The organism is Caulobacter sp. GW821-FHT10F06, from assembly GCF_058809215.1.
In genome coordinates, this window is the sequence record NZ_JBXASK010000002.1 from 107,686 (window position 1) to 122,926 (window position 15,241).

Sequence of the window (15,241 nt, forward strand, 5' to 3'; positions counted from 1 at the left end):
TGCGGGCCTTGGAAGACGATCGAGCGTCGTCGGAGGCGCCAGTCGGCGGCGAGACGTTGATCTGGCTCTTCCATCCGACGGCGGCCGCCTTCCGGCCGATCGCGGATCTTGCTGATCGGAGCCGTCTTGTCCCGCACCCACGCCGCCGTCGTCACCCTGTTCCTCGCCGCCGTTCTGGCCGGCGGTTGCTCCAGACCCGTTCCGCCGCCGACGCCCGAGAGCAGCGCCGACAAAGGGGCGGCGTCCGCGCCCAACGGCGTGGGCGCCACGCGCGAGACGCTTCCCGACCCCGTCAATGACGGCAAGCCGACCGCCAGGACCGCGCCGGCCGATGTGACGCGACCGCCCAGCAGTTGACGGCTCGAGCCTCGACCTAGTCGATCTGCTCCATCCGGCACTGGCTCGGCGCCTTGTCGGGCCGAAAGCGGATCAATCGCGTGCCATGCCGAAAACGCTGGGCCGAGACGTGGTCGAAAGACACCTCGACCACCATCTCCGGCTTGAGCGGCGTCCATTGGCTGGACCGTTCGTCCGACCAGCGGCTGGGTCCGCCCGGCGCGTCGCCGGTGAAGCCGCTGCCGCCCGCCAGCGCTTCCAACTGCCCGGTCAGGGCCGGCTTGTCGGCGGCGGCCAGGCCAGAGGTGAAGCCGACATGATTCAGCAGCCCCTGATCGTCATAAAGGCCCAGCAGCAGCGAGCCGACCAGCTTGCCGTCCTTGCCATAGCGAAAGCCGCCGACCACACAGTCGGCCGTGCGCTGGCGCTTGACCTTGATCATCGCGCGCTGACCCTCGGCATAGGGCCCGTCCAGGCGCTTGGCCACGACGCCTTCCAGCTTTCCCTCATCGAGCCAGGCCTGCGCCAGGTCGATGTCCTCGGTCCCGGGCGTCAGCGACAGACGTGGCCCGCCGTGGCGGTCGAGAAAGGCTTCGAGGGCGGCATGACGCCGGCTTAGCGGCTCGCCGCGCAGGTCCGCGCCGTCGGCGCCCTGCAGCATGTCGAAGACCGCCAGCACGGCCGGCGTCTCGGCCGCCAGGCGTTGGATCCGGCTCTGGGCGGGATGCAGCCGCATCTGCAGAGCCTCGAACGAGAAGGCGCCGTCGACCGGGATCAGCAGCTCGCTGTCGATAACGAGGCGAGGCTCCGGTATGGCGGCGAGGAGGGCGACGACCTCGGGGAAATAGCGGGTCAGCGGCTTGCCGGACTTGGCCTGCAGGACCACGTCCCGATCGCGGCGAAAGGCCAGGCAGCGGAAACCATCCCACTTGGGCTCGTACCACCAGCCGGGATCGGTCGGCAGGCGATCGGCCGACTGCGCCTCCATGGCGCTTGCCGAGGTGAAGGTGGCCACCGGCGCGGCGCGCGTCAGCCGGCCTTCCGCGCCTTGGGCTTGGCGGCCGGCGCGTCCTTGGCCTTGGCGGTCTTGCCGCCCTTCGGGGCCGAAGGCTTCTGGGCCTTGTCCGCGGCCTTGCTTGACGCCTTGGCCGTGGACGCCTTGCCGGCGGCCTTGGCTTTGCCTGCTAGGCTGGCGCGCAGGGCCGACATCAGATCGATGACGTTGGTGTCCTCGGGCTCTTCGACCTTGGCGACCTTGTGACCCTTCTGCTTCTCGGCGATCAGCGCCTTGAGCGCTTCTTCGTAACGATCGACAAACTTGCTGGGATCGAACGGACCTTCCTGCTGAGAGATGATCTTCTCGGCGATAGCGATCATTTGAGGGGCGGGCGCCTTTTCGCTGATGCCCCCGAACACCTCGTCGGCCTTGCGCACTTCAGCATCGGTCCGCAGCGTGTAAGCCAGAATGCCCTTGCCGCGCGGCTCCAGGGCCAGCAGGCGTTCGCGGGTGGCCATGACCACGCGACCCAGCGCGATCTGACCCGACCGCTCCATGGCTTCGCGGATCACGCCGAACGCCTCCTGGGCCAGCTTGCCGTCGGGGGCCAGATAGTAGGGGTTGTCCCAATAGATGCGGTCGATGTCCTCGGCCGGCACGAAGCGCTCGATGTCGATCGTCTTGGTGCTCTCCAGCTTGACCGACTTGATCTCTTCGTCGGTCAGCAGGATGTAGGAGCCCTTCGAGACTTCGTAGCCCTTGACCAGATCGGACCGCTCCACCGGCCCGGTGTCCGGGTCGGTGGTGATCATCTTGATCCGGTTGTTGGTCTTGGGATTGATCAGATTGAAGTGGACGTCGCCGGCCTTGTCGGTGGCTGTGTACATGGCGACCGGGCAGGTCACGAGCGACAGCCGAAGGTGTCCTTGCCAGGTCGGGCGATAAGCCATGTCGAGGTCCTTGGGCGCTCGGCGCCGGGGCTGGGACTCGACTCAACGAGCATGTCGGTGATTCGTTCGCCGCCGTGGCGGTCAGCCGCAGGGCTGGGTCTCGCCGGTGTCCAGGTCGACACGGAAGCAGTGCTCGTGGCCGCTGTCGAGATCGCGCACGACGACGCTCAATTCGCTCTCGTCGCCGAGCGTCACGGGGTGGTCTTCGACATAGGCCACGGCCGCCGCCTCGAACGAGGGTTCGGCGATCAGGCGCGCGTGATGTTGGCCAAGGTGGCGCGCATGGACGCTGAAGCGGCGGTCGTCATTGGCGTGGGCGGCGGCTTTGGACATGCAAGGTCTCCTCGCGAAAGACAACGCGCGGCGGGCCGTTTGGATTCCTGCGCCGGCGAGAGCGGTGTGGATCGCGACCGAGCGCGAGCCGTTCAACCTCCGCCTCAAGATCGGAGCCGTCATGGCCGCTGCCAAATCCGCCCCCAAACTGGCCAAGTACCAGGAGATGCGCGACTTCGCCCAGACGGCCGAGCCGTCGGGCCAAGACGCCCGGGTCGTCCCGTCCGAAGCCCTGCGGTTCGTCATCCAGAAGCACGCCGCCAGCCATCTGCACTTCGACCTGCGGCTGGAGGTCGAAGGGACCTTCCGCTCCTGGGCCGTGCCCAAGGGCCCGTCCCTGGCGCCCAGCGAGCGGCGGCTGGCCATGGAGGTCGAGGACCATCCGCTCGACTATGGCGACTTCGAAGGCACGATCCCCAAGGGCCAGTACGGCGGCGGAACGGTGATGCTGTGGGATCGCGGCTTCTGGGCGCCGGAGAAGGGCTTCGAGAAGATCGGCGCGGCCCTGGCCAAGGGCGAACTGAAGTTCGTCATGGAAGGCGAGCGGATGCACGGCTCCTGGGTTTTGGTGCGCACCCGGCGTGACAGCAAGGGCAAGGCCAGCTGGATTCTGATCAAGCACCGCGACGAGGCGGCGATCGAGGACAATGCCGGCGGGCCCACCGACGCCGATCGTTCGGTGGCCTCGGGGCGAACCCTGGATGAGATCGCCGCCGGCAAGGGCAAGCCGCCGACCCCGTTCATGACCGCCAAGGGCGGCAAGGCCGGCGCGGTCTGGCAGAGCAACCGGGCCGAACCGGACGAGGGGACGACGCGGGCGGCAAGGCCGCAGACGGCGAAAAAGGCCAGCGTGCCCTCGGCCAAGCCCGCCCCCAAGCGGGTCGCAACCCTGCCGGGCTTCATCGCGCCGCAGCTGTGCACGTCGCTGGACAAGCCGCCGGCCGGGGCCGGGTGGGCGCACGAGATCAAGTTCGACGGCTATCGGATGCAACTGCGCACCGAGGGCGGCAAGGCGACGCTGCTGACCCGCAAAGGCCTGGATTGGTCGTCGCGCTACCCTGAGATCGTCAAGGCCGGCGCCAGGCTTGCCGACGGGATCATCGACGGCGAGGTGGTGGCGCTCGATCATACCGGCGCGCCGGACTTCGCGGCGCTGCAGGCGGCTGTCGCCGATGGGACGACCAAGAACCTGGTGTTCTACGCCTTCGACTATCTGTTCGCGGGGCTCGAGGACCTGCGCGGCCTGCCGCTGCGCGATCGCAAGGCGCGGCTGGAAAGCCTGCTGGCCAAAGCTCCGGGCAATCTTCGCTATGTCGACCACTTCATCACCGCCGGCGACGCGGTGCTTCTGTCGGCGTGCCGCATGGACCTGGAGGGCATCGTCTCCAAGAACCTCAATGCGGCCTACCAGTCGGGCCGCAGCGACAGCTGGACCAAGTCCAAGTGCCGCGCCGGCCATGAGGTGGTGATCGGCGGCTGGACCACGACGGGCTCGGCCTTCCGCTCGCTGATCGCCGGGGTCAACAAGGACGGACAGCTGGTGCATGTCGGCCGCATCGGCACGGGGTTTGGCAAGGGCAAGGTCGAGGCCCTGCTGCCCAAGCTCAAGGCGCTGGAGACCGACAAGAGCCCGTTCAGCGGCAAGGGCGCGCCGCGCAAGACGGCCGACATCCACTGGATCAAGCCGCAGCTGGTGGCCGAGATCGAATATGCCGGCTTTACCGGAGACGGCCAGATCCGCCAGGCCGCCTTCAAGGGGCTGCGCGAGGACAAGCCGGCGGCCGAGGTGGAAGCGGAGGTCCCGGCCTCGCCGGCCACGACGCCGCTCAGCAAGCCGGCCCCGGCCACCGTTCAGGTCAAGACCGTCAACGCCAAGAGCGCGGCGGTGGTCCTGGGCGTGACCCTGTCCAACGCCGGCAAGACGCTCTGGCCTGACGCGGCGGACGGCAAGCCCGTCACCAAGCTCGATCTGGCCCAATATTACGAAGCGGTCGGCGACTGGATGATCGAGCACATCAAGGGGCGACCGTGCTCGATGATCCGCATGCCCGACGGCATCCTTGGCGATCAGCAGTTCTTTCAGCGCCATAGCGGCAAGGGCCAGTCGGCCCTGATCAGCGAGGTGGAGGTCTGGGGCGATCGCAAACCCTATCTGCAGTTCGACCGGGTCGAGGCCCTGGTCGCCGCCGCCCAGACGGGGGCGCTGGAACTGCATCCCTGGAACTGCGAGCCCTTTCTGCCCGAGCAGCCCGGCCGGCTGGTCTTCGACCTCGACCCGGCCCCCGACGTGCCGTTCGAAGCCGTGATCGAGGGCGCGCGCGAGGTGCGCGACCGTTTGCAGGACCTGGGCCTGGCGAGTTTCTGCAAGACCACCGGCGGCAAGGGGCTGCATGTCGTCACCCCGCTGGACGGCGAGGGCGTCGATTGGCCGACCGCCAAGGCCTTCGCCCGCGACGTCTGCAAGGTCATGGCGGCCGACGCCCCTGACCGCTACCTGATCACCATGGCCAAGAAAGACCGCACCGGCCGGATCTTCCTGGACTATCTGCGCAACGACCGCATGGCCACGGCCGTTGCGCCGCTGTCGCCACGCGGCCGGCCCGGCGCCCCGGTGTCGATGCCGCTGACCTGGAACCAGGTGAAGAAGGGTCTGGATCCGGCCAAGTACACGATCCGCACCGTCCCGGCCCTGGTGCGCAAGCTCACGGCCTGGGAGGACTATTGCGACGGCGAGCGGTCCTTGGCCCAGGCCATCAAGCGGCTGGGCAAGGTCTAGCTTGGCGGCCGGATCGAAGGCGGGACGGGGCGGTTATCCCGTCACGCCCGACGGACGCTATTTTGTCGTGCGCGGACGCCTCTGGCGGCTGGCGAACCCGGCCCTGGCCCCGGAGCGTCGCGCCGAGCTGACCCAGCAACTGATGCGCGCCCGTCGCGGCGTGCAGATCGCGCGTCGCGCGGGTGACGCCCAGGCCGAGGCCGAGGCCCGGCGCGCCGTCGACCAAGCCAAGCACGACCTGGGCGAACGGGGCGCGCCCTGGTGGACCGATGGCGCGCCCGATCTCAACCGACGTCTGGCGCGCAACACGCTCTACGCCGCGTGGTTCGCCGCAACTCAGGGAGCGTTGTGACGTGATGGCGCAGCGCGCTCGCGTCGCGTCCGATCGTCCCCACATAGGGTGATGGGTGAGACATCAGCGGCCGAGGCTGCATTCGAGGCGCTCCGGGACGGGCTCGACCTCGCCCCGGACCTGGACGGTCTGGACGGCGTGGCGGCCCGCCGCGCGCGCTTCCTGACCCACGCCGCCGCCGCCCGTCGGGTCGCGGTCTATGACTTCGAGATTCCGTCCGGCGCGACCGCGCCCGCGCTCAACGCGCCGGACGAGCAACGTGACGCCCGCGACCAGCTTCTCCTTGTCGCCGCCCTGACCGGCGGCGCGCTTGGCAAGTTCTGGGGCGGGGTGTCCGTGCGCATACCGGTCTCGGCGGCTGACCGGTTCGAAGGCTTGGCCAAGCCACTGATCGAGGCGTTTTTGGTCGCCTATCGCCGCTGAAGGTTTGGCGCTCGCGACGGGCGCCGTTCGCGCGCCCGGGGCGCGCGGCGCGAAAAACTGTGGACGCTCGCCGCTGGCTGTCGCTTGGCGGCTGCTCGCCGCCGAGAACGCGCCTAGTCAGCGCCCATGACCCAAGACGAGATCGATCCGCTGCTGGACGCCATGCAGTCTGAGTTTGAGACGAGCGGCGCCGAAGGCCACAAGCCCGGCGTCATCACCTTCCAGACCGATGCGTGGGTTCGTTCGGCGCTGCCCACCTGCTGTACGTCGCCGGCGCGCGGCATCCGCTATCGCGGCGTCCGCATTGTCATCAGCCGACAGCGCCAGACCCGCGTCTGGAACCGCGCCGAGGCGGCGGCGGCCGGCGAGAGCGGCGAACCCCATGAGGACCTGAAATCGGTTGCGGAGGCCGCTGTCTAGCGACGTTTCCCAGCGAACGTCCGCTAGCGCAGCTGGCTGTCCTTGCTGCCGCGGCGATTGATGCCGCCGATGACCACCTGTTTGTCGCGGCCCGATTGGCAGTGGACGCAGGTGCGGGCCCCCGGCAGGGCCTTGCGCCGGGCCTCGGGAATATCCTCGCCGCACTCAACGCAGGACAGGGTTCCTTCGCCGGACGGCAGGCGCGCGCGGGCGTGCAGCACGCCATCGGTGACCGTGTCGTTGATCTGGTCGAGCACGCCGCCGTCGTGTGTCCAGCCGCCAGCCATCGTCCGTCGCTCCTTGTCCTCAGACGCCTAGATGGGGCGGGCGGCGGTCGGACCAAGCGGGACTGGTCGGTGTTACATCGGTCAAATTGACGCGCCGGACGCACCATCGAGAGCGGCTGCGACCGGACTTGTCGTCACCGCATCGGACTTTTGCCTGCGCACGCCGACTCGGCGTTGATTTGACGACCATCTAGCGAGGGTTCGATGACGCCTGACGAGTTCGCCCATCTCGCCCAACGCCTGGGCTCCAACGTCGTGACCCGCCCGATCCTCGACACCCTGCAGTTCAAGGTCGGCAGCAAGGCCTTCGCCACCCTCGGTTGGCCAGAGCCCGGCGTGGCGGTGGTCAAGCTCGACCCGCGGCGACAGGCCTGGGCCTTATCGCTCGGCACGGCCCTGTCGGCGGAACCTGGCCGGCGCCGCAAGGCGGGCATTATTCTGGTGCGTTTGTCCGGCCTGGACGCTGCGGCCGCGCGTGACCTTCTCGCCGCCGCCTGGACCCACGCCCAGCGCGGCGCGTCGGCTCGGATCGCTCAGCCTGTCGAACCCCATGCGCGACCGGCCGTTGCGGCTTAAGGCGCGACAGCCGCCACCCGCCCGCGCATTAAAGCGGGTCGAGCGACGCACGCGCCGACCTGCGGACCGCCGATTTTTCCGGGAAGCGGCCCGGCGATGTCGGGGGGCGATAGCCGGGCCGCAGGTCCGGACCCGGCTCTAACGGGTGGGACGTGAAAAGAACTCAGACGCTGGCCGCCGGTTCCCGCGACCGGACGTCTGCGTCACGCGAGCAGGTTGAACGCCGAGACTGCGGCGATCGCGGTCAGGGCCGCCGCCAGCAGAAGCGCCAGAAGCCAACCCGATGGCGTCAGCAAACGAGGGGCGGGGCGTCGGCGTGGGGGCATGTGCCTACCTTAGCAATGGCGACGAGCGGGCGCCATCGTCGCGGCTGGCGCCATCATGGCCCAAGATGGGGCTTAGAACAAATGGAGAACTTTTAGACTCGCTTTCGCGACCGGAGCGCGTAAGAGGTATCGGGATGCGGCGTCCCGCCACAGGGCGAACGGGTTGGCGCGACGGCATTGTACGGGGTGTTGGGGAGTGCTTGGCGTGTCGCGGATCGACAGTGAGTTTGTGCAGCTGGCGATCGAAATCGGTCTCGTCGAAAAGATCGCCGCGACCCTGCAGGACGTCGACCGCGCCATTCGTGAATATCCGGTCGGGCGAGGCAGGCGTTACCTCGCGCGTCTGCACGAGCAACGACAAACCCTGCAAAATCCGAGTCCGCGGACCACGGCGGCCCTGGCGGCGGCCATCTGCGTCGCCGACCCCAGCAAGGCGTCGATCATCCGCCCGGCCTTCGAGGCGCTGGTTGAGCGTCATCCCGAGCTCTCATGGTTCCTGGCGCTCGTGCCCAGCGAGCCCGCTTCGGATATGCGCTTGCGCCGCGCGAGCTAGCCGCTGACTTTTACGAGCGCGCTGGACCTTCGGTCCAACGCTTTGGCCGTCTCCCCCAACCCTCGGACAGGTTTTCCCGGCCGCTCGCCGCGGCCGCGCGCTTGGGGGCGCTGCCCCCTGGCGCACTTCGCATCGGTTTCCGCCCAGCTTCGCGGGCGAGCGGACCTCGTGGATCACGAGAGCGGCGACGGCTGCAGCCGGGTCCCCGCGAAACCGCCGCTCCGTTTGCACCCCCCGGTCTCGCCGACGGGCAGGGGTCAGGCGCGCCTTGCGCCTGACCCCAACCCTCTACGGGAGACCCGTCATGTCCAAGTCTGGTTCCACCGCCCACCCCAGCGCCCACGCGCTGGCCAACACTGACGGGCAAGCGCGCATCGAGCGCGGTCTGGTCCGGCCCGAAGACGTCGTCCGAATGCAGACCTCCGATGAGGACGACGAGACCGGTGAGGCGGGGAGAGGCGAGCACGAGACCGGCGAAGACGCCGCCAACCGCCCCGGTCTTGCCAGAGCGGAGGGCTCCGATGAGGACCCCGAGGGCGATGCGGGCGCGCCGCTGTCGGCCAAGCTGATCGCCGACCTCACCGCCCATCGGACGGCGGGGCTGCGTCTGGCCGTGGCGGGCGATCCCGACCTTGCCCTGCTGGCCGTGACCCACGCCCTGACGCTCTGCACCTTCTTCGGGGCGGCGCGGGCCTCGTGCCTGGACATCAAGCGGTCCTCGACCTTCCTGCCCGAGCATGGCGAGGGGGTGAAGACCAGTCCGGCCTGGGAGGCGATGGCGACGCGTCATGCGCAGTGGGGCGCGCAACTCCCCGGCGACGCCGAAGCGGTCTGGGACTTTCTGGTGGGCCTGGATGTCGACAGCCGCATGAGCCTCCTGGCCTTCTGCGTCGGCGGCTCCATCGACGCGGTGCGCGCCTTTGGCGGGCGCGGGGCGGCGCTGGACCATGCCGAGACCCCGGCGACCGCCACCGCTCTCGACATGACCGCCTTCTGGACCCCGACCGCCGAGCGTTACCTCGCCAGGGTCACCAAGGCCCATGTCCTGGCGGCGGTGACCGAGGCCGTCTCGCCCGATACGGCCCTGCGCCTGTCGGGGGCCAAGAAGGCCGACCTGATCGCGGCGGCCGAGCCCGATCTCGTCAAGGCCGCTGGCTCCCGCCGCTGCTGCGGATGCGGCCAGCGTCCAAGGACCACGGCGAGGCGGGCGAGGGGACCGATCCGGTGTTCGAGCCGGCGACCCGGCGGCCCAAGCGTTGGCCGAAGACGCCCCCGAAACCGAGGCCGAGGCGGGCGACGGGGCGGACTTGACGGTTGAGTAGAGGCCCTGCCGGGCCGGGCCGCCCTGTGTGGCCCGGCTTCGGCGCGGGCAAGGGCGGCCGCCTTGACGGTGGGGTAGGGCTCCCTGCCGCGCGGCGGCGGGGCGCGGCTTGAGGGGGATCAGCCTCGCGGCTCGGCCTCGTCGGGCCCGGTCTCGTTGCGGCGGGCCGGGCTACAGGCCAGAGCAAAGCGGCCTCGACGGCAAACGGCCGGGGCCCTGACCGAGGCCGGGAGGCTCGGGCCGTCGCGCCGGACCGACAGGTCGCGGCGCCCTTGGTTGAGGTGACGCGTCGAGGCCGCGCCGATATCGGCGCCCTCGGCGAAGACGCGGGCAGGCCGTCTGGCCTGGACCCAAAACGCCCTTGACCGCCGTGAAGACGATCCGAGGACGAACGCCTCCAGCGCGCGCCGAGACCCAATGGAGCCCTCCCGCGCGGCGTTGAACGGGGCCGAAGGCGCGCCTTGGAGGCCGTCTTCCCGCTGATCAAGCCACGACCCGCGCGGCCTCTCTTGGCTGCAACCGGACCGAGCCGGAGCCGTCAGGCAACCTGGGTGTCGGGTTTCTTCCCCGGCGCGCGCCCAGGGCTTCTGGCGCCTTCCTCGCGAGACAACAAACCCGCCCCCGGGCGGTCCTCCGCTCCCGCTGCGGGGCCGCGCTGGCGCGGCCTGCCTTCCGTCGCCGTCCCGGTCTCCGGAGCGCCATCGAGGCCGCGATGGTCGCGGCCCGACAAGCGAAAAGGACTCACGCCAATGGCACGCATCGGCACATTCAACAAGAGCGAAAACGAGCGAAGCGGCGTGCTGTCGACGGCGATGAGTTTCCTGGGTCTCTATCGAGATCCGGTCGTCGCCGACGTCACCCGCAAATGCGATTGGCGCATCACCGATCTCGTCGACGCCGACAAGCCGGTGAGCTTGTACCTCGTGGTGCCGCCCTCCGACATCAGCCGGACCAAGCCGCTGATCCGATTGATCCTCAACCAGATCGGTCGGCGTCTGACCGAGGGACTCGACGAGGCCAAGACGCGCCGGCCCTTGTTGCTCATGCTCGACGAGTTTCCAGCGCTCGGAAGGCTCGACTTCTTCGAGGCGTCCCTGGCGTTCATGGCTGGCTACAAAATCCGCTCCTTCCTGATCGCGCAGTCGCTGAACCAGATTGAGCGGGCCTATGGACCGAACCACTCCATCCTCGACAACTGCCACGTCCGCGTTGCGTTCGCGACCAACGACGAGCGGACCGCCAAGCGCATCAGCGACAGTCTCGGCACCGCTACCGAGATGCGGGCTATGAAGAACTTCGCCGGCGGACGGCTGTCGTTGTGGCTCGGCCACGTGATGGTCTCGCGTCAGGAAACCGCGCGCGCGTTGCTGACGCCGGGCGAGGTGATGCAACTTCCTGCGCAGGACGCGGTCATCCTCGTCGCCGGGCTTCCGCCTATTCGAGCGCGCAAGATTCGGTATTACGCCGACACCAGGTTGGTGGCGCGCGTCGTTCCGTTGGAGGAGCAGCCCCCGATTTCACTGGGCGAGGAGCCGTCGAGTTGGGAACGCCATCCGCCACTCGTTGACCGCGGCGATGGTCCCCGCCCAAGCACAGGAGACGGGGAGGGCGGACTACGGAGGGAGCCCGATCTCGAGGAAATGAAGTCGCCCCAGCATGACCTAGACGATATTGATCCGGTCGTCGAACATGACGGGGATGGCGATGAGATTCAGCAGGGCCGCGAGCTGCATCGTCGCTTCACGGGCGTCGCTAGCCAAGCCGCCATGGATCATGACGACGGCATTCCGTTGGGCGGTGACTCTTGAAGGTCCCCACGAAGGTCTTCCTTCCCGGCGACACCATTCGAAAACTCGACGACCTCGCACGACGAACCCGCCGTCAAAAGTCGGAGATCGCCCGCGCCGCAATAGAGTCATATCTGTCGCCCGATACGGCAGAAGCGGCGGAGGCGGCGTTGACGCGCCGCTTGGATCGAATGACCCGTCAGCTAGATCGTATTGAACGCGACGTTACGATCTCAAATGAGGCTGTCGCACTATTCGTGAAGACTTGGCTGAAGGTCACGCCGACGATGTCAGCGACTGAGGATCGTGCGGCCGCCGCAAAGGGACAGGAGCGGTACGCCTGGTTCATTGAACGGCTCGGTCGCCGGCTCTCAGAAGGACGGCTTCTTCGACGTGAGGTCCTATATGAAAACGCCGCTTCGGCGCACGAGAACGACGGACCTCCGAACGCTGAAAGCTGACTCATGGCTGACCTTGGGAAGGGCCGCTTTCCGGTAGTGGCGAAACGCCAGGCGCAGGACGTACGTGTTGATGTTCCAGATATAGGTTGAGTAAAGCCCTACGGGCCGCCTTTCGACGTTTCGGTATAAAAACACCCGTTTCACTCGCCCTGGCCTTGGCAAGGCGATCCGCCTTCCTATGTACCATAGCCGCTCGATGTAGTTGGAGCGGCCGGCTTGGCCACAAGATCTTGACGAGGTGGTCGACTTGGTGTGAGAATCGGCCCATGGTAAAAACGGGTTAACAAGCCCTTTCCAATCGTGCCGACTCGCGCCATACGAGTCTTGCGGATTGGGCGTTGGCTGTTCCTTTCCACTCAAATTGAAGATGTGCTCGTAAGTACGCGAGCATTCGCACCGCGTACCAGGCAATGGAGATGTCCAGTGATCTGAGCGTGCACATGGTGGGGAGAGGACGACCAACCCTAGACTTGGCCGTCGCGAAGGAAGTCGCCCTCTCTCCGGTACCGACTCGACCGAGCCAGCGGTGCGATCTTACGCGCCGCAGTCGCGCGCACAACCATGGCCGCGACGGAGATCGGTCGGAAAATTCCTTCCTCCCCCTCCGTCCGAAAGATCGCTGCCATGTCGTCTGGTGTCGCCCACCGTTGTCCACTGCCCGATAGAGAATTTGAGAGCGCCTGGAGCGCGATCAAGATCGATCCCGCCGTCAAGGAACGGCTGATCGCTCAAGCCATCCTGGCCTTGACGATCCGTCCCTCTATCCCCTTCGACACCGCGCCGCTTCACGGCCTGATCGTGCTGGCCGGTCCGCCCGGTACGGGCAAGACGACTCTGGCCCGGGGCCTTGCGACCAAAGTCGCTGCGATGCTGTCCGGCAAGAAGGTGACCTTCCTGCAGGTCGACCCCCATGGCTTGGCGAGCGCTTCGCTGGGCAAGAGCCAGCAACAGGTCACGACCCTTTTTTCTCAGACCATCCCCGAGGCGGGCATGGGCGGCGTCGCCATCGTGCTCCTGGACGAGGTCGAGACCTTGGCTGCGGATCGAAAGCGGATGAGCCTCGAGGCTAACCCTGTCGACGTGCACCGAGCCACCGACGCCGTCCTCGCCAGCCTCGACCTGCTCACCCGCAATCACAAGAACATCCTGCTCATCGCCACCACCAACTACCCCCAGGCGGTTGATGCGGCCTTCCTATCCCGAGCCGACCTGATTGAAACGATCCCGCCGCCCAACGCCGACGCCCGCGCCGAAATCATCCGCGATACGCTCGAGGGCCTCGCCAGCAAGTGGCCCAAGATCAAGGGCCTGGTGCACGACGTTTCGCTATTCGTCAGCGCATCGAACGGCATGGACGGCCGGCGCCTACGCAAGGCGCTGGTCGCTTCGCTCGGCTCGTCGATCGAAACGGCGAAAGATCCCAACCGCCTCACCAGCCAACAGGTCTTAGCGGCGATCAAGGCGGCCGCCCAGGCCAGCAAGGAGGTGGGCCGTGAAGCTGCGTAGGGATATCGCCGCCGTACCGCTCCGCACCGGCGCGGAGACTTGGTCGAAGGTGGTTGAACTGATCACCGCGTCGGGGTCGATCGATGTTGGACAGCTCAACGCCGCAGCATCCGTGATGGCCAGTTTGCTGTCGGAGGACCACTACGCCAGCAACGCGCTGACGCTAAAGGGCGATGGCCATCGGCTGGTGATCTATGGCGCTTACGGGGCCGACGCCCTGTCCCTGGGCGCGGATGTTTCGCAACTCGACTGGAACCCGACCGCCAAGGATTGGACGCTCTTCGTCCCGTGCGACCCGGTCGACCTCGACTGGGTCAAGGCAAGCCTGAAAACCCGAGCGCCCCGCTTCGTCGTCCACGCGCTGGACGAGACGCCTGCGGAGCTTTCGGAAGGAAGCGAGAAGGCCGCGGCCTCGGCGTCGGGCTTCGAAATCAACTGGGGGGCAATCTGATGGCGGTTTCCACCTATACCTACACGCGCACTCACACTGCCGCCTTCGTCTCCGACCACCTGCGTGGGCAGTTGACGCGGATCGTGCAGGCGGCCGGTTTGTCCCCTGAAAAGCTTGTCGATGACTGGGACGTGCTCGGCCGCGCCACGCGAGCCTGGCTGGAAAGCGGCCATCTCGAGACGGTGACGATCGAGTTTTACAAGGCTGGATCGAGCCAATTGCAGTTGCGCTGGGATTTCCCGATCGAATACGCGGGAAGCGGGATCGACGACGATATGTGGGTCGATCGAGAACACCTCCAGCGCACCATCGCCAAGGCCGGACGACCGTCCGCGGACTGCACCTACCGGATCCTCCTTTATACCCGCGCCGGACGACCGGACGTGGCTGGGATGTCCTCGTGCTCGGCCCTGTCCACCCAGGGCCTCGTCAGCCGCGCCACCGGCACGGCGATCGCGACCGGCGATATCACGGCCGGACTGAACTATTGGAGGCCGCAATGAGCAAGGTCAGCGACGCGTTCGCTACGTTCAAGTCTCGCCTAGAGCTTACCCAGACCGAACAGGACGACGCCAGCCGGCGGCAAAAGGACGTGCGGGCGACGGTCCAAGAGGCCTTCGATGTCGAGCGCGACTTCCTGACGGGGTCGTACGGACGCCACACCAAGACAAAGCCACTAAAGGATATCGACATTTTTGTCGTCCTTGGGGCCAAGGAAGCACATCGCAAGAAAGCCCACCCCAAGGGTGTCCTGGACGACCTAGAGAAGTGTCTCGTCGACACCTACGGCAAGGAGCAGGTGGAACGAGATCGCCGTTGCGTCACCGTGTGGTTCGAGAAGCGCAACCAGACCCAGCACGAGGACGGAAAAGTCGTAAGCTTGGACGTCGTGCCGGCCTTCGCCACGGGCGATGACTACGAAATTCCCGATGAGCAGCTTGGGACCTGGATCAAAACCAATCCGGCCAAGCACAAGGAACTCACGACAGCGAAGAACAAGACCTTGTCGGGGAACTGGGTGCCCCTGGTCAAGATGCTCAAGAGCTGGAACCGAGCCAACGGCCGGCCGATCGAGCCGTCATTCTTGGTTGAGGTGATGGCGCTCGACCTGGTTGACGGTCCGTTCAACAACTTTCCGGATGAATCCCGGCGCTTCTTCGCGGCCGCGGCGGCGAGCATTGACGATACCTGGGCCGACCCCGCCGGCCTTGGCCCGCCGGTCTCCGATGAAATGACGCCGGCCAAGCGCGCTGCGGCACGTGAAAAGCTCAAGGCCGCCGAAATGGGGGCCACGCGAGCCTACCGGGCCGAGATGCAGGGCAGTGAAGGCGAGGCCGTCCGGATCTGGCGCTCGATTTTCGGTGATTTCTTCCCAGCGTCGTGACG

General features: G+C 67.3%; 17 protein-coding genes and 1 pseudogene. 14 read left to right on the forward strand and 4 right to left on the reverse strand.

What is annotated here, in order from left to right:
* Positions 1–126: 126 nt before the first annotated feature.
* Positions 127–357, forward strand: a complete 231-nt coding sequence (locus AC1RUS_RS03755) for a hypothetical protein (RefSeq protein ID WP_492913184.1) — start codon at positions 127–129, stop codon at positions 355–357.
* Between the two features lie 16 nt (positions 358–373).
* Here AC1RUS_RS03755 and AC1RUS_RS03760 read toward each other — a convergent pair whose 3' ends face one another.
* The 3 genes from AC1RUS_RS03760 to AC1RUS_RS03770 form a co-directional block, all read right to left on the reverse strand.
* Positions 374–1,351, reverse strand: a complete 978-nt coding sequence (locus AC1RUS_RS03760; protein WP_492913186.1) for an ATP-dependent DNA ligase — start codon at positions 1,349–1,351, stop codon at positions 374–376.
* 14 nt (positions 1,352–1,365) lie between these two features.
* Complete coding sequence (ku, locus tag AC1RUS_RS03765; RefSeq protein ID WP_492913188.1) at positions 1,366–2,283, reverse strand: non-homologous end joining protein Ku; 918 nt, start codon at positions 2,281–2,283, stop codon at positions 1,366–1,368.
* Between the two features lie 81 nt (positions 2,284–2,364).
* Positions 2,365–2,616, reverse strand: coding sequence for a DUF5961 family protein (locus AC1RUS_RS03770; protein WP_492913190.1), 252 nt, complete (start codon positions 2,614–2,616; stop codon positions 2,365–2,367).
* Between the two features lie 121 nt (positions 2,617–2,737).
* Here AC1RUS_RS03770 and ligD point away from each other — a divergent pair, with 121 nt between their 5' ends.
* The 4 genes from ligD to AC1RUS_RS03790 all read left to right on the forward strand — a co-directional run bounded on the left by ligD (position 2,738) and on the right by AC1RUS_RS03790 (position 6,587).
* Positions 2,738–5,392: a DNA ligase D gene (gene ligD, locus AC1RUS_RS03775; RefSeq protein WP_492913192.1), complete on the forward strand. Its 2,655-nt coding sequence runs from the start codon at positions 2,738–2,740 to the stop codon at positions 5,390–5,392.
* A 67-nt stretch (positions 5,393–5,459) separates the two neighbouring features.
* Positions 5,460–5,744, forward strand: coding sequence for a hypothetical protein (locus tag AC1RUS_RS03780; protein WP_492913196.1), 285 nt, complete (start codon positions 5,460–5,462; stop codon positions 5,742–5,744).
* A gap of 51 nt (positions 5,745–5,795) precedes the next feature.
* Complete coding sequence (locus tag AC1RUS_RS03785) at positions 5,796–6,167, forward strand: hypothetical protein (protein WP_492913198.1); 372 nt, start codon at positions 5,796–5,798, stop codon at positions 6,165–6,167.
* Between the two features lie 126 nt (positions 6,168–6,293).
* Complete coding sequence (locus AC1RUS_RS03790; protein ID WP_492913199.1) at positions 6,294–6,587, forward strand: hypothetical protein; 294 nt, start codon at positions 6,294–6,296, stop codon at positions 6,585–6,587.
* 23 nt (positions 6,588–6,610) lie between these two features.
* Here the strand turns inward: AC1RUS_RS03790 and AC1RUS_RS03795 are convergent, their stop codons facing one another.
* Positions 6,611–6,874 carry a DksA/TraR family C4-type zinc finger protein gene (locus AC1RUS_RS03795; protein WP_492913200.1) on the reverse strand — a complete coding sequence of 88 codons (264 nt, stop codon included), beginning with the start codon at positions 6,872–6,874 and terminating at the stop codon, positions 6,611–6,613.
* A 204-nt stretch (positions 6,875–7,078) separates the two neighbouring features.
* Here AC1RUS_RS03795 and AC1RUS_RS03800 point away from each other — a divergent pair, with 204 nt between their 5' ends.
* The 9 genes and pseudogenes from AC1RUS_RS03800 (at position 7,079) to AC1RUS_RS03840 (ending at position 15,239) form a co-directional block, all read left to right on the forward strand.
* Complete coding sequence (locus tag AC1RUS_RS03800; RefSeq protein WP_492913202.1) at positions 7,079–7,450, forward strand: MmcQ/YjbR family DNA-binding protein; 372 nt, start codon at positions 7,079–7,081, stop codon at positions 7,448–7,450.
* Between the two features lie 531 nt (positions 7,451–7,981).
* Positions 7,982–8,329 (forward strand): hypothetical protein, encoded by a 348-nt coding sequence (locus tag AC1RUS_RS03805; protein ID WP_492913204.1) that lies wholly within the window; start codon positions 7,982–7,984, stop codon positions 8,327–8,329.
* Between the two features lie 304 nt (positions 8,330–8,633).
* The gene (locus tag AC1RUS_RS03810) at positions 8,634–9,647 is read left to right on the forward strand and encodes a hypothetical protein (RefSeq protein WP_492913206.1); all 1,014 of its coding nucleotides are present in this window, start codon (positions 8,634–8,636) and stop codon (positions 9,645–9,647) included.
* 773 nt (positions 9,648–10,420) lie between these two features.
* Positions 10,421–11,458, forward strand: a pseudogene (locus AC1RUS_RS03815) (type IV secretory system conjugative DNA transfer family protein); the annotation flags it as partial.
* Positions 11,455–11,898 carry a CopG family transcriptional regulator gene (locus AC1RUS_RS03820; protein WP_492913208.1) on the forward strand — a complete coding sequence of 148 codons (444 nt, stop codon included), beginning with the start codon at positions 11,455–11,457 and terminating at the stop codon, positions 11,896–11,898. The pseudogene AC1RUS_RS03815 and the gene AC1RUS_RS03820, both read left to right, overlap by 4 nt.
* Before the next feature lie 624 nt (positions 11,899–12,522).
* Complete coding sequence (locus tag AC1RUS_RS03825) at positions 12,523–13,404, forward strand: AAA family ATPase (RefSeq protein WP_492913210.1); 882 nt, start codon at positions 12,523–12,525, stop codon at positions 13,402–13,404.
* Positions 13,391–13,855, forward strand: coding sequence for a hypothetical protein (locus tag AC1RUS_RS03830; RefSeq protein ID WP_492913212.1), 465 nt, complete (start codon positions 13,391–13,393; stop codon positions 13,853–13,855). The genes AC1RUS_RS03825 and AC1RUS_RS03830 overlap by 14 nt, the downstream gene beginning before the upstream one ends.
* A complete protein-coding gene (locus tag AC1RUS_RS03835; protein WP_492913214.1) occupies positions 13,855–14,358 on the forward strand; it encodes a hypothetical protein in 504 nt (167 codons plus the stop codon). Before AC1RUS_RS03830 ends, AC1RUS_RS03835 begins: the two co-directional genes overlap by 1 nt.
* The gene (locus AC1RUS_RS03840) at positions 14,355–15,239 is read left to right on the forward strand and encodes a CBASS oligonucleotide cyclase (RefSeq protein WP_492913216.1); all 885 of its coding nucleotides are present in this window, start codon (positions 14,355–14,357) and stop codon (positions 15,237–15,239) included. Before AC1RUS_RS03835 ends, AC1RUS_RS03840 begins: the two co-directional genes overlap by 4 nt.
* Positions 15,240–15,241 lie beyond the last annotated feature (2 nt).

Bases quoted from the DNA above. Each gene is read 5' to 3' on its own strand.
- AC1RUS_RS03790 (WP_492913199.1), top strand. From the start codon at position 6,294: ATGACCCAAGACGAGATCGATCCGCTGCTGGACGCCATGCAGTCTGAG.
- AC1RUS_RS03825 (WP_492913210.1), top strand. From the start codon at position 12,523: ATGTCGTCTGGTGTCGCCCACCGTTGTCCACTGCCCGATAGAGAATTT.
- AC1RUS_RS03795 (WP_492913200.1), bottom strand. From the start codon at position 6,874: ATGGCTGGCGGCTGGACACACGACGGCGGCGTGCTCGACCAGATCAAC.
- AC1RUS_RS03800 (WP_492913202.1), top strand. From the start codon at position 7,079: ATGACGCCTGACGAGTTCGCCCATCTCGCCCAACGCCTGGGCTCCAAC.
- AC1RUS_RS03810 (WP_492913206.1), top strand. From the start codon at position 8,634: ATGTCCAAGTCTGGTTCCACCGCCCACCCCAGCGCCCACGCGCTGGCC.
- AC1RUS_RS03840 (WP_492913216.1), top strand. From the start codon at position 14,355: ATGAGCAAGGTCAGCGACGCGTTCGCTACGTTCAAGTCTCGCCTAGAG.
- ligD (WP_492913192.1), top strand. From the start codon at position 2,738: ATGGCCGCTGCCAAATCCGCCCCCAAACTGGCCAAGTACCAGGAGATG.
- AC1RUS_RS03770 (WP_492913190.1), bottom strand. From the start codon at position 2,616: ATGTCCAAAGCCGCCGCCCACGCCAATGACGACCGCCGCTTCAGCGTC.
- ku (WP_492913188.1), bottom strand. From the start codon at position 2,283: ATGGCTTATCGCCCGACCTGGCAAGGACACCTTCGGCTGTCGCTCGTG.
- AC1RUS_RS03835 (WP_492913214.1), top strand. From the start codon at position 13,855: ATGGCGGTTTCCACCTATACCTACACGCGCACTCACACTGCCGCCTTC.
- AC1RUS_RS03785 (WP_492913198.1), top strand. From the start codon at position 5,796: ATGGGTGAGACATCAGCGGCCGAGGCTGCATTCGAGGCGCTCCGGGAC.